9 protein-coding genes are annotated in these 13,347 nt (G+C 70.3%); 4 read left to right on the top strand and 5 right to left on the bottom strand.

The genetic code is table 11. The features are described from left to right. Nucleotides 1–12: 12 nt before the first annotated feature. From ACFSE6_RS09650 to mmsB, 3 genes are read right to left on the bottom strand one after another with little or no spacing between them, the layout of a single operon-like run. Nucleotides 13–1,095 (bottom strand): mandelate racemase/muconate lactonizing enzyme family protein, encoded by a 1,083-nt coding sequence (locus ACFSE6_RS09650; RefSeq protein ID WP_388005698.1) that lies wholly within the window; start codon nt 1,093–1,095, stop codon nt 13–15. Further along, a complete protein-coding gene (locus ACFSE6_RS09655; RefSeq protein ID WP_388005701.1) occupies nt 1,092–3,656 on the bottom strand; it encodes a hypothetical protein in 2,565 nt (854 codons plus the stop codon). The genes ACFSE6_RS09650 and ACFSE6_RS09655 overlap by 4 nt, the downstream gene beginning before the upstream one ends. Beyond that, the gene (gene mmsB, locus ACFSE6_RS09660) at nt 3,656–4,717 is read right to left on the bottom strand and encodes a 3-hydroxyisobutyrate dehydrogenase (RefSeq protein ID WP_388005704.1); all 1,062 of its coding nucleotides are present in this window, start codon (nt 4,715–4,717) and stop codon (nt 3,656–3,658) included. Before mmsB ends, ACFSE6_RS09655 begins: the two co-directional genes overlap by 1 nt. Before the next feature lie 17 nt (nt 4,718–4,734). Between mmsB and ACFSE6_RS09665 the strand changes: the two genes are divergently transcribed. From ACFSE6_RS09665 to ACFSE6_RS09680, 4 genes are all read left to right on the top strand, one after another. Beyond that, nucleotides 4,735–5,643, top strand: a complete 909-nt coding sequence (locus ACFSE6_RS09665; protein WP_388005707.1) for a LysR family transcriptional regulator — start codon at nt 4,735–4,737, stop codon at nt 5,641–5,643. Nucleotides 5,644–5,852: 209 nt separating this feature from the next. Next, nucleotides 5,853–7,181, top strand: a complete 1,329-nt coding sequence (locus ACFSE6_RS09670; RefSeq protein WP_388005710.1) for an ABC transporter substrate-binding protein — start codon at nt 5,853–5,855, stop codon at nt 7,179–7,181. A 27-nt stretch (nt 7,182–7,208) separates the two neighbouring features. Then, nucleotides 7,209–8,174, top strand: coding sequence for a carbohydrate ABC transporter permease (locus ACFSE6_RS09675; protein ID WP_388005713.1), 966 nt, complete (start codon nt 7,209–7,211; stop codon nt 8,172–8,174). After that, a complete protein-coding gene (locus ACFSE6_RS09680; protein WP_388005716.1) occupies nt 8,167–9,027 on the top strand; it encodes a carbohydrate ABC transporter permease in 861 nt (286 codons plus the stop codon). The genes ACFSE6_RS09675 and ACFSE6_RS09680 overlap by 8 nt, the downstream gene beginning before the upstream one ends. Nucleotides 9,028–9,029: 2 nt before the next feature. On the opposite strand, the gene ACFSE6_RS09685 is transcribed toward ACFSE6_RS09680, so the two are convergent. Together ACFSE6_RS09685 and ACFSE6_RS09690 are read right to left on the bottom strand one after the other, a co-directional pair. After that, nucleotides 9,030–12,488, bottom strand: a complete 3,459-nt coding sequence (locus tag ACFSE6_RS09685; protein ID WP_388005719.1) for an error-prone DNA polymerase — start codon at nt 12,486–12,488, stop codon at nt 9,030–9,032. A 66-nt stretch (nt 12,489–12,554) separates the two neighbouring features. After that, nucleotides 12,555–13,346 carry a MerR family transcriptional regulator gene (locus tag ACFSE6_RS09690; protein ID WP_388005722.1) on the bottom strand — a complete coding sequence of 264 codons (792 nt, stop codon included), beginning with the start codon at nt 13,344–13,346 and terminating at the stop codon, nt 12,555–12,557. Between the last annotated feature and the right edge of the window lies 1 nt (nt 13,347).

Below are 13,347 nucleotides of genomic sequence, written 5' to 3' on the forward strand. Positions count from 1 at the left end.
GGTGTCCTTCGGCTATCGAGTGGTCGTCAGGTCGGCGTCGCGCAGGAAGCCGGGGTCGAGTTCGATCCCCCAGCCGGGAGCGGTCGGGACCGCGACGCTGCCGTCGCGGACCTCGAGCACGGGACCGTAGATCCCGTCCGTCCACGAGGTCGTCTCGATGCTCCACTCCTGTCGCTGGAAGCAGGCGGGCATCGCGGCCGCCAGGTGCACGGAGAAGACCTGCAGCAGGGAGTCGTTCGCGCAGTGGAGCGTGCACGGCATGCCGGCGGCCTCGGCGAGTGTGGCCACCTTGCGGGCACGGGAGAGGCCGCCGATATAGCCGATGTCGGGTTGGACGACGTCGACCGTGTGCACCAGCTCGATGTACCGGGCCAGGGAATGGTCCTGCTCGCCCCCGGCCACCGGGATGTCGAGTGCCGCGGCCACCTGACCGGTGGAGCGGACGTCCTCGAACGGGCACGGCTCCTCGAAGTGCGCGTACCCGTGGTGCTCGAGCAGCCGGCCGACGGTGACCGCCGCCGCGGCGGTGTACCCGCCGTTGGCGTCGGCCGCGATGTCCACCGCATCGCCCAGGTGGCGCCGAGCGAGCGGGACCAGCGTCTCGGTACGCCCGGGGGCGGCATCACCGTCGCGGCCCATGGCCTCTCCGATCCGCAGCTTCACGCCGCCGTAGCCGTGCTCATCCACGGCGGAGGCGAGACGGTCCACCTCCTCACCCGGCGTCGTCGAGCGCAGCATGGACGAGCCGTACACCGGAACCTCCGTGCGGGCGATACCGCCGAGGAGACCGGCCACCGGCCGCCCGGTGACCTTCCCGAGCACGTCCCACAAGGCGGTGTCGATCCCGGCGACGGCGCGGTGCAGGAAGCCCCCGGAGAACTTGTAGTGGCGCCGCAAACAGGCGTCCACGAGCACCTCGACGTCCCACGGGTCCCGCCCGAGGAACATCGGAGCGACCATGGTGTGCAGCACGTGTGCGGTGATCGCCGCCTCGTACGGTGCACTCTGCCCGATGCCGGTCACACCGTCATCGGTGCGCACCCGGACGACGGCGACCTTGTCGCGTACCAGCGTCTCGACGGCCTCGATCCTCACGCCGGCCGCCCCTCCGCCCGCAGCACCAGGTACGGCTGGTTGCTGAGGATCTCGTCGAAGCCAGGCACGATCCACGCGTCCCCGTGCGCGCCGTGCACGGTGACATAGAGCTCGAGCGGATAGACCGACTGGGTGTACTCCTCCGGGACAGTGCCGGTGTGGGTGCGTCCGGCGGCACTCGTCGGCGCCGTCGTCCACTCCTCGCCCTGGTTGAGGGGACGGTAATGCAGGTCGACCCGGCAGTCGAGGTCGGCCGGGACGGTGACCCGGACACGGACGGCCTCGCCGCGGACGTAGTCGGCCGGCACGTCGACCGCCACCTGCGGGCGACGGGTCGGCACGGCCGGCAGGGTGCGGTCGTCGTGGCCGGAGTCCGGGAGCTGCGCGAGCTCCTCCCGCAACTCGGCGAGGTCGTCCTCGATCGCGGGCAGGCGATCGGCCCAGTGGCCGCGTTCGGAGATCCGGTCTCCGAAGGCCAGATCAGGGGCATAGGTCCCGGTGGTGAGGTCCACGACCGCCGCGAACGCGTCACGGGCCCGGGTGTAGTGCCCGACGGCGTCGTGGAGGTGAGCGGCCGACCGGGTGCGCAGGTGGAGCGCATAGGCGAGACCGGCCCGGGTCTTCTCGGCGTAGAACGTGGCCAGCCGGCTCTGCACGGTGATGTCCAGGCTCGCGCGGCGGAACTGCGCGTCACCGTCCGCGGCGCGCGCCGTGGCGGCCGCGAGGTGCTGGTCGGCACACTCGGCCAGGCCGTCCAGCCACTGGGCGACCTCGAGCGGGGTGTACTTGCCGGAGCGTCGTCCTTCCACCACCTCGTCGGCGAACGCGTCGATGCTGGCGAACATCTCGGGGTCGAACGGGCTGACCGCACCGACCGTCCCCGGCTCGGGGGTGTCGAACGCGTAGTGCGCGGAACGGCCGGAGCGCGCCAGCGGCATGTTCACGTACATCTCGGGCCAGTAGAAGTTGTTCGAGGCGCTCGGCGAGTGGTACGTGGTGACCAGCGGCAGGACCTTGCTCGCGGCGGACAGCGCAGCGCCGACGTCGCGCCCCGCGGCCCCGTAGGTACGGTCCAGGTCCCGGGCAGTCCCTGCCCGGTCGTCCGGGTCCGGGTCGTAGAGCAGCCGCCCCCACAACCGATAGGTGCGGGCGTACTTGGTCCACGGGTCGCCGGGCGTGCGCAGGTCGGAGCCGACGTACGGCTGGCGGCCGCCGTAGGTCCCGGTGGTCTTGCGTCCGAGGAACGACAGCGGTTCACACAGTTCCACCCCTGCTCCGCCGATCGCCGCCGTGGAGCGGGCGATGCCGGCCACCTGGTCCGGGTCCGCCCAGAGCAGGACGCGTTGGGTGCCGGGCCAGACGCGGAAGACGAGGTCGAAGTCGCGGTCGTCGCGGAGGAAGTCGCCGTAGCCGTAGCGGGTGAAGCGCCGGGCGCCGCGGGTGACACCGCTGAGGCCTTCGCGCTCGGGCTTGGCGTACTCCATCTCCCGTACCGCGGCCTGGTGGTAGGGCAGGCCGAGGTGTTCGGCCCAGTACTTCGCCGAGACGACGAACCGGCCCGCCCGTGCGCGCGCGGCGTCGAGGATCCGGGCGTCCACGCCCTTGGAGTGCATGTCGAGCTCGATCGGCCGCCCGACGTCGGACAGGCCCTGCAGCACGACCGACCAGAACTCGTGGGTGGGCTCGTGCACGCCACCCTCGTAGTGGACGCGCACGGTCACGCCGTCGATGTCCGGGCACGCGGTCAATACCTCGCGCAGGGCGGCGCGGCAGTACTCGGCGTGCGTCTGCGGGGTCAGGCCTTCGACGGGATAGCGCTCGCGCGGGCTCTCCGGGAACGCGTAGGCGTGGTTCCACAGACCGAGCTGGAAGTGCAGACCGCGCCGGTGCGCCGCCTGCGCGATGTACCGCAGCGATTCGAGGTTCCGGTCCCGTTCGGCATCGTCGACGCCGCGGGCACGGACGTCGAATCCCTCCGGCGCGACGAGGAAGGGATAGGCGAACGCCAGATAGTTGTCCTGGACGTCGGGATCGTGCGAATAGTTGTACTGCATCCCGAGGGCCAGGTGGAACCGGTTGATCCGGTGCGTGGCCAGGTGAGTGAGGTACTCGTCCCAGAACTCCCGGTCATGGAACCAGGACAGATCCTGCACGTCGCTCGTCAGGGTGCGCAGCACCCCGCGCACGCGGGTGGCCGGAGCATGGGTACCGGGCCGGACATCGCGAAGTGCCGCCACCGGGTCGTCGGCGTGCTCGGCGGTGTCCGCGAGCTCGAGGACGCCGTAGAGGAGACCGCGTGGGTCGGCGCCCGTCACAGTCAGCGTCCCGTCGGCGGCGCGGTCGAGGCCGAACGACTCCGGCTCACTCGGAGCCTCGCCATCGCCGCCGTCTTGCGCACCTGCCAGGCGCAGCGCGATCCCGACGTCGTCGGAGGCGACACCGGGGCCGTCGCCCACGCGCACACCCCGGGCCGTCAGCACGTCCCGTAGCCGGTCGGCGGCCCACCGCGTGACCTCGTCCAGCCGAACATCGTCGTCGGGGAGCAGTCGGACCTCGCCCATCAACGCTCCTGCCCCACGAGCTCGATGAGCGAGGAGCAGTCGCGCGGGCCGGCGCCACGCTCGGCGTGGTCGGTGAACAGCGCGCGCACCGTGCGGGCGGCGTCGAGCGGCGCGCCCACGGAGTCGGCGGCTTCGCACGCCAGTCGGAGGTCCTTGAGCATGAGGTCCGTCGAGAAGCCCGGCCGGAAGTCGTTGCTGGCCGGTGCACTGGCCACGAGGTCCGGTACCGGGGTCCAGTTCCGCAGTGCCCAGCAGTCCCCGGTGGAGGTGGTGGCGATGTCGTAGAACACCGCGGCGTCCAGTCCGAGGCGGCCGGCGAGGGTGAAGGCCTCGCAGACCCCTGTCAGTGAGATGCCCAGCAGCATGTTGTTGACGATCTTCGCCGCGGCCCCGGCGCCGGGTCCGCCGGCGTGGACGGCCCGGGCTCCCATCGCGAGCAGGGCCGGCTCGGCCTCGGCGAGGACGCCCGGGTCGCCGCCGACCATGAAGGTCAGCGTGCCGGCCTGGGCGCCGGTCATTCCGCCGGAGACCGGCGCGTCGAGATACCGGTGTCCGGCCGCGGCCGCCGCCTCGTGCATCCGGCGTGCGGTGCCGACGTCGATGGTGGACGAGTCGATGACCAGGCCGCCGGACGGCAGCGCCGCCAGCGCGCCGCGACTACCGGTGAGGACCTCCTCGACCACGCCGCCGTCCGGAAGCATGGTGAGCACGATCTCGGCCCGGCCGACGGCGTCGGTGACGTCGGACGCGATCCGCACACCGTGCGATCGCGCCCGTTCCGAGGCCTCGGTGGACGGGTCGTAGCCGGATACGTCGTGCTGCGCCTGAACCAGGTGAGCGGCCATCGGAGCCCCCATGTTTCCCAGTCCGACAACGGCGATGTTCGCCATAGATCCTTCGTCTCCTCGGGCGGTGCCCTGCTGAGCACTCAGCGTCGTCGATGCTTGCCGCCTCTTACGATGTCGCGGCGCACCACCCCGCTCAACGGCCAACCTTCCACGGCTGGTGTGCGCATTTGCCCAAGCCCGCCCACCGCGGGCCGTCTCGCCCAAGTCGTGCAAGGAGGCGCCTCGATTCCATGATGTCCGCAGACGATCTTCGCTACTTCCTCGCCGTCGCCCAGCGGGGGCGGCTGGTCCGGGCCGCCGCGCAGCTCGGCGTCGACCACACCACCGTCAGCAGGCGTATCGGCGCGCTCGAACGCTCGGTCGGTCAGCGACTCTTCGACCGCACCGAAGGGGGTTGGATCCTCACCCATGCCGGTGAGGCGCTGCTCAGCCCGGCCGAGAGCGTCGACACCGCGCTGGCCGTCGCCGAGGAGCGCCTCGGGATCGACGGCGACTCGCTGACCGGCACGGTCCGCATCACCTGCCCTGACGCGTTCGGGGCGTTCCTGCTCGCGCCGGCGCTGCCGGCGCTGAACGCCCGGCATCCGGAACTCGTGGTCGAGATGGTCACCGCCACGCGGCACCTCGACGAGGCGGTGCGGGGGTTCGACGTCGCCGTCACGCTCGAGAAGCCGTCGTCGTCGCGGTTCGCGTACCGGTTGCTGACGGACTACGTCCTGCGGCTGTACGCGACGCCGCACTATCTCGCCGCACACCCGCCGATCGAGCGGATCGAGGATCTGGGCGAACACGTGATCGTCTTCTACGTCGACCACCTGCTCAACCTGCCGGCGTTGCAGCTCCTGCAGCGACTACCGGTCCAGCCCAGGCTGCAGTCCACGAACGTGGTCGCGCAGTGGCAGGCGGCGGCGGCCGGTGCCGGTATCGCCCCGCTTCCGCAGTACATCGCCGCCCAGGATCCACGGCTCGTCCCGGTCCTGCCCGAGCTCGCCTTCCGCCGGAAGTACTGGCTGGCGCTGTCCAGCGAGCACGCACGGCTGAAGCGGGTGCGCGCCGTCATCGACCTCCTCCAGAGCCTGGTCGCCGACCGGCGGATCGATCTGCTGGGTCGGCTGGAGGATCAGCGACCGGCCACCTGAGGGGTTGCAAATCTGCACACAGAGTGGGCCGGATTGCGCGTTGCCCACGTATGTCTCGCCGCGCAACTATTGACCTGCCCACCGCGGCAGCCACGACGGCGCAGCCTCTGACGAGCGGCGGGGCATCACGACGCCACCGGCCGGGATGACGCGTGCCCGGCGTGGTCGGCGCGGCCCGTCAAGACCCAACCGATGACGAAGGAGTCGAGATGTACGGACCACAAGGACGGCGGCTCACCACGCCGATGAGCCGCCGTGGCGTGCTGGGGCTCGGTGGCGGCGCCGCCCTCGCCGGGATGCTCGCCGCCTGTTCGGGTAACAGCGCTTCCGGCGGGGGCGACGGCGAGATCGGTGGCACGGTGCGTTTCGCCTGGTGGGGCAACGCGCAGCGCCAGGAGGTGTACACACAGTTCGCCCAGGCGTTCAGCGAGCAGGAGCCCGAAGTGACCGTGCAGGTCGAGCCGGCGGAGTACTCGGCCTATCTCGACCGGATCGCCGTCCAGGCGGGTGGCCGTGACCTCCCGGACGTCTTCTGGCTACCGGCCAACCAGGTGACGAGCTACGCCGCGAACGACGTGCTGCTCGACGTCGAGACACTCCCGTCCGGCGTGCTGGATCTCAGCGCCATCCCGGCCGACCAGGTGGACTCGTGGCGCATCGACGGTGTGCTCAACGCGCTGGTCTACAGCCAGTACAGCCCGGCGATCCAGATCGACACGACCGCACTGTCCGACGTCGGCATCGACGGCGTGCCCGACGACGAGTCCTGGGACTGGGACGACTTCATGGCGCTCGCGCAGGAGTACGCCGATGCCGCCGGTGACGGGAACTGGGGTATCGCCACGCAGGCGTCCTTCTACCAGCACGCCCACATGTGGATCCGGCAGCAGGGCGCCGAGGTCTTCGACCAGGAGGGCAACATCGGTTTCGACGAGGCCGTCCTGGCCGACTGGTACCAGTTCTGGCAGAACGGCATCGACGCCGGCGCGGTCATGCCCCCGGAGATCACCGCCGGTCAGACCCAGTGGACCCAGACCAACCACCAGACAGCGCTCTACATGGTCCAGCTCAACCAGTTCGCGGACAACGCGGGCTTCTCTCAGGGCCACGATCTGCAGCTCGCGAAGTACCCGGTGGCGCCATCTGCAGGTGAGGACTACCAGTTCCACTACTACACCCGCATCCCGATCTCGGCGGTCACGGAGAACGCCGCGACCGCCGGCGCTTTCGTCGACTACATGCTCAACGACCCCAGCGGCGCGGAGATGGTCGGTCTCGCCTCGGGCATCCCGGTCAACCCCGACGTCGTGGACGCGATCCGCGATCTCGGGGACGAGACCGATCTGAAGATCATCGAGATGCAGGACCGCATCGACCAGCAGCCGATGCGCCTACGCCCCGAGCCGCCGCCGGCCGGAGCGGACTGGCAGAGCCTCATCGAGGACACGGCGGACAACATCTTCAACGGCGGTCAGCCGATCGGCGATGCGGTGGCTGCGGGGATGGCCGACCTGCAGCGCCAGCTGGACCGAGGCTGAGATGACGGGCAGGAGTACGTGGCAGCAGTGAGCATCACGACCAAGCACGGCACGACGTCGGCCGAACCGGCCGCCGCCACGCCGCCGCGGCGTTCGCCCCGCCGCGGCGGTGTCCGGCGTACCCGGTTCGGGTATCTCGCCGTCTTCCTGGGTCCGTGGACCCTCGGGTTCCTGGTACTGACGGCAGGTCCGCTGCTGGCGTCGGTCTATCTGTCCCTGACCGACTTCAATCTGCTCGGCAATCCGACCTTCATCGGTGCGGAGAACTACGTGCAGATGTTCACGGCCGACCCACGGTTCTTCACATCGCTCGGTGTGACGGCCATGTACGTGGTGGTCTCGGTGCCGTTGCAGCTCCTGCTCGCCCTCGGGCTCGCCCTGCTCCTCAACCAGGGCGTGCGTGGGCTGTCCTACTACCGGGCGCTGTACTACCTGCCCTCGCTGATCGGCGGCAGCGTGGCCATCGGCATCCTCTGGCGGACCGTGTTCGGCTACCAGGGCAGCGTGAACCAGGTGCTGCGTCTGCTGGGCTTCGAGGACCTGCCCAACTGGGTGAACAACCCCACGTGGAGCATCTGGACCCTGATCGCGCTGAACGTGTGGACGTTCGGCTCCCCGATGATCATCTTCCTCGCGGGGCTGCGCCAGATTCCGGCCGAGCTGTACGAACAGGCACAGATCGACGGCGCCGGTGCCGTGGCCCGGTTCCTGAAGATCACGTTGCCGATGCTCACCCCGCTCATCTTCTTCAACGTGATCCTGCAGACGATCAACGCGTTCCAGGCGTTCACCCCGGCGCACGTCATCAGTAACGGCACGGGTGGACCGGCGGATTCGACAATGTTCTACACGCTGTACCTCTATATCGAAGGATTCACCCGCTACAACATGGGGTACGCGTCCGCCCTCGGGTGCATCCTGCTCGCCCTGATCGGCATTCTGACGCTTCTCAATTTCCTCTTCTCGCGTTACTGGGTGTTCTACAATGACTGAGGCCACCGCACACCGCACATCTCCCGTCCGGCGGCGTCGGATCAAACATCTGGTCCTGCTGCTCGGCGCCGTGTTCATGGTGTATCCGATCCTGTGGCTGCTCAAGAGCGCCGTGACGCCGGAATCCGAGATCCTCGGCTCGTTCTCTCCGATTCCCACAGCGTTCACGTTCGAGAATTTCGTCGACGGGTGGACAGCCGGCCCCGGCAGCGGATTCCCCGGGTACATCGTCAACTCGTTGCTCGTCGTCGGCGGCTGTGTCCTCGGCAATCTCATCTCCTGCTCGCTGGCGGCATACGCGTTCGCACGGCTGGAGTTCCGGCTGCGCAACACGATGTTCGCGCTGATGCTCGCCGGGATCATGCTCCCCTACCACGTCGTCGCCATCCCGCAGTACGTGGAATTCCAGCAGGCGGGCCTGGTCGGCACGCTGTGGCCGCTGGTGCTGCCGAAACTGCTCGCCACCGACGCCTTCTTCGTCTTTCTCATGGTGCAGTTCCTGCGGGGAGTTCCTCGTGAACTCGATGAAGCCGCGGCCATCGACGGGGCGAGTCCGTTGCGGACATTCTTCAGTGTCATTCTGCCGCTCATGCGCCCAGCACTGATCACGACGACGATCTTCACCTTCATCTGGAACTGGAACGACTTCTTCTCACCGCTGATCTACCTGTCGAATCCGCAGCAGTACACCGTCCCGCTGGGACTCAACGCCCTGGTGAGCACGGAATCCGGTGCGGGCGTCGGCCAGTTGTTCGCGATGGCGGTGGTCTCGCTGATCCCGGTGGTGGCGTTCTTCATCTTCACACAGCGGTACATCATCAGCGGTATCGCCACGACGGGGTTGAAGGGCTGAGGTCAACCGAAGTCCCGGGACGTCGAGGGGACCAGCAGGCTGAGCGGTTCGAGGTCGTCGGCGAGCAGGTTGGTCACGCCGTCGCCGCGCTCGAGCACCCCACGCACGACAAGCGCCGCCGAGGTGCGGGCGACCCGGCGGTGACGAGCCCAGAGCCCCGCGGAACAGACGACGTTGAGCAGGCCGGTCTCGTCCTCCAGGGACAGGAACGTCACACCCCCCGCGGTGCCCGGGCGTTGCCGATGGGTCACCACGCCGGCGACCCGCAGCCGCTCGCCCGGCGGCCGTTCGGCGAGGTCGGCGATCCGCAGCACCCCGGCGGCAGTCAGGTCGGCGCGGCGGAACTGAGTCGGGAAAGAGTCGGGCGAGACGCCCGTGGCCCACACATCGGCCACGGCGGTCTCCACCGGTTCCATCGCCGGCAACCCGGCCGGTGCGTCGACACCGACGGCGGTCAGCGGCAGCGGCGGCTGGTACCAGACGTCCTGACCGGGTGACGGTGACGAGGACGACGTGATCGATGAGGCCGACGACGGCACACTCGTGCCGCGTCGCCGGGTGTGCCGGGTGCCGTACTCACCGGCGACGGCGCCGGCCGCCCACAGGGCCTCACGGCGCTCCAGGCCGAAGCAGCGCAGCGCCCCGGCGGTGGCGAGCGACTCGAGCTGTGCCGCCGTCAGATCCACCCGCCGGGCGAGGTCGGCAACATCCGCGAACGGGCCACCCGCCTCGCGTTCGTCGACAATCCGTGTCGCGGTCTGCTCCCCCACCCCACGCACCGGAGCGAGCCCGAGCCGGACGGCCCGGTCGGCGTGGGGCCGGACCAGGTGCGCCACCTCGGGCACCGGCTCGGGGCGGACCGGGCAGTCCTGATCCTCGTTCTCCGCCACCTCGTCGAGCTGCTGGACGCTCGCCTGAACGGCGGAGCAGTTCACGTCCGCGCGCAGCACGGCGACCCCGTGCCGGCGGGCATCGGCCACGAGGGTCTGCGGGGAGTAGAACCCCATCGGCTGGGCGGCGAGGATCGCAGCGTAGAAGGCCTCGGGGTGGTGGACCTTGAGCCAGGAGCTGGCGTAGACGAGGTAGGCGAAGGAGAACGAGTGGGACTCGGGGAACCCGAAGTCCGCGAAGCCCTTGAGCTTGTCGTAGATCTGCTCCCCGATCTCCGGGCCGATGCCGCGCGCGGCCATCCCGTCCAGCAACCGGCTGTGCAGCGCCTCCATCCGTTCGTCCGAACGCTTGGCCCCCATGGCTTTGCGGAGCTGGTCCGCCTCGGCGGGGCTGAACCCGGCGACGTCGACCGCGATCTGCATGAGCTGCTCCTGGAACAACGGCACGCCGAGGGTCTTGGACAGCGCCGGCTCGAGCAACGGATGGAGATAGGTGACGGGTTGGCGGCCGCGGCGGCGTTCCAGGTAGGGGTTGACCGAGTCGCCCTGGATGGGGCCGGGCCGGATGAGGGCCACCTCGACGACGAGGTCGTAGAAGTTCTCCGGGCACAACCGCGGCAGGGTCGCCATCTGGGCCCGCGACTCGACCTGGAAGACACCGACGGTGTCCGCGGCCTGCAGCAGGGCGTAGACGGCGGGGTCCTCCTGAGGGAGGTTGTGCAGACCGAGCGGTTCCGTCCTCGCTGTCCCGTCACCGGCTGTCCCGGCACCGGCCGTGCCGGCCTCGTCGCGGTAGCCGGCCACCGACTCGAAGGCCAGGCGCAGCGCGGTGAGCATGCCCAGCCCCAGCAGGTCGAACTTCACCAGGCCGGCGTCGGCGCAGTCGTCCTTGTCCCACTGCAGCACGGTCCTGCCGGGCATGGTCGCCCACTCGACGGGACAGACCTCGATGACCGGCCGGTCGCACAGCACCATCCCGCCGGAGTGGATACCGAGATGCCGCGGCAGGCGCAGCATCGCGTCGGCGACGTCGAGCACCGGCTCCGGGATCCCGGCAAGGTCGTCGGCCGGGCCCGCCCCGCGGCCGTCCCGCGTCTTCGGCCCGCCCGACGGAGCATCGCGGCTGCGCAACGATCCCCACCGCTCGATGCTCTTGGACCAGGCGTCCTGCTGGCCGACGTCGTAACCGAAGGCACGGGCGGCATCACGCACGGCGGACTTGGGCCGGTAGGAGATGACGTTGGCCACCTGCGCGGCGTGCGTCCGGCCATAGCGTTCGTAGACGTGCTGGATGACCTCTTCGCGGCGACCGGACTCGATGTCGAGGTCGATGTCCGGCGGTCCGGAACGACCCGGGGAGAGGAACCGCTCGAACAGCAACCTGTGCTGGACGGCGTCCACGGCGGTGATGCCGAGGGCGAAGCAGACGGCGGAGTTCGCGGCGGAACCCCGCCCCTGGCAGAGGATGCCACGGCTGCGGCAGAAGTCGACGATCTCGTGGACGATGAGGAAGTACCCCGGGAAGTCCAACCCGATGATGGTCGCCAGTTCGTGCTCGATCATCTCGTAGGCGCCGGGGATGCGTTCGGCGCCCGGCGGGCCGTACCGCTTAGCCGCGCCACGGTAGGTGATCTCGCGCAACCAGGTGGCCTCGGTGTGGCCGTCCGGGACCGGGAACGGCGGCAAGTTCGGGGCCACGAGCTGGAGGTCGAAGGCGCATTCCGCAGCAAGTTCGACGGACGTGGGCACGGCCTGCGGATGACGGTGGTGCCGAGCGGCCATCTCGGCGCCGGACCGGAGGTGCGCCGGGGCGGCCGGCAGCCAGCCGTCGATCTCCTCCAACGAGGCGCGGGCACGGGTGGCGGCGAGGACGTCGGCGAGGCGCTGGTCCGCGGGGCGGGCACAGTGCACCGCGCCGGTGGCCACCAGGGGAAGTCCGGCACCGCGGGCGAGCTCGGCGAGCGCGTCGTTGCGGGTCGAGTCCAGCGGGGAGCCGGTGTCGGTGACCTCGACGGCGACGTTGTCCCGGCCGAACAGAGAGGTCAGCCGGTCGAGCTCCGCGCGCGCGGCCTCCTCTCCTCCGGTCTCGAGGGCGCGCCGCACCGAGCCCTTGCGGCAGCCGGTCAGGATCAGCCACTGGCCGCCGGCGTCGGCCGCCACCTCCTCGAGACTGAGGCTCATCCGGCCCTTGACGCCGGAATCGAGATGGCCACGAGCCAGGGTCCGCGAGAGACGGCCGTAGCCCGCCGGCCCGCGGGCGAGGACGAGCAGGTGCTCGCCGTCGGGGTCGGGGATGCCGTCCATCCCGGGAACGCCTCCTGGCCCCTCGTGGGCGCCTGCGCGCCCGGTGGTCCCCAGTCCCAGCTCGGCGCCGAGCACCGTGGGAAGTCCGAGCGTGCGGGCCGCCTCCGCAAGACGGACGACGCCGTACAGGCCGTCATGGTCGGTCAGTGCGAGAGCGTTCAGGCCGAGCCTGGCCGCCTCGGCGGCGAGTTCCTCCGGGAGGTTCGCGCCGTCGAGGAAGCTGAAGGCCGAGTGCGCGTGCAGCTCGGCGTACGGGACGACAGCCACCCGCCCAGGGTATCGAACACGCGTTCGTATCGCTGGTGGGTGCGGACCCGTCCTGTCGGACCGCCGTCAGTCCCAGGTGGCCGTCGCCGGGTCGACGCCGTGGGCGGCGGCGTTGGCCTCGACGGCCTGCGCCAGCCACCCGCTGAGCCCGGGTTCACGCGCGTCGAAGTACTCCGCCCACTCCCCGCACGCATACATCCTGCCAAGGGCCACGTGACGATGGTGCGGACAGTCGAAATAGGCTTCCATCGAGACCCGGTGACGTTCGGCGAGCGCCATCGCCTCGGCACTCTCGGGCGAGACCCCGGTGCGGCACGCCTCCGCGAGCTCGGTGTGCAGCGCCTCCGCCTGCCGGGCGAGCTCCTGCCACTGCGCCGGCGTCCGCTCGGCACCGCGTTCGGCGTACTGCGCCCACTGTTCGCTCTGCCCCCACGTCTGCCGTGCGCGTTCGACGCCGGCGGGGTCCCAGTCGTCGCCGAACAGCTCGCGCTGCTCCTGTTCGCTCAGCAGGATGCCCCGGTCGCGGGCCCGCACGAGTCGGTCGAGCCGGTCGGCCGCGCGGTGCAAGGCCTCGGCGCGGGAGCGCAGCCGGTCCCGCTGCTCGCGCAGGGACTCCGTGCCGTCCTCGGTCGGGGCTGCGAGGAGCCGGTCGATCTCCTCGAGCGGCATGCCCAGCTCACGGTAGGCGGCCACCCTGACCACGCGCGTCAGGTCCTCGGCCGTGTAGAGCCGGTAGCCGCCGGAGCTGCGCCGGGACGGGCTCACCAGGCCGATGCGGTCCCAGTGGTGCAACGCCCGCACGGTGACACCCGCGCGCGCAGCGACGACGCCGACTGTCAGACCGTCCTGCGTTGCCACG

It is taken from the genome of Georgenia deserti (assembly GCF_042680605.1).
Taxonomy (GTDB): Bacteria; Actinomycetota; Actinomycetes; order Actinomycetales; family Actinomycetaceae; genus Allobogoriella; species Allobogoriella deserti.

Bases quoted from the DNA above. Each gene is read 5' to 3' on its own strand.
- ACFSE6_RS09655 (WP_388005701.1), bottom strand. From the start codon at position 3,656: ATGGGCGAGGTCCGACTGCTCCCCGACGACGATGTTCGGCTGGACGAG.
- ACFSE6_RS09665 (WP_388005707.1), top strand. From the start codon at position 4,735: ATGATGTCCGCAGACGATCTTCGCTACTTCCTCGCCGTCGCCCAGCGG.
- ACFSE6_RS09670 (WP_388005710.1), top strand. From the start codon at position 5,853: ATGTACGGACCACAAGGACGGCGGCTCACCACGCCGATGAGCCGCCGT.
- ACFSE6_RS09680 (WP_388005716.1), top strand. From the start codon at position 8,167: ATGACTGAGGCCACCGCACACCGCACATCTCCCGTCCGGCGGCGTCGG.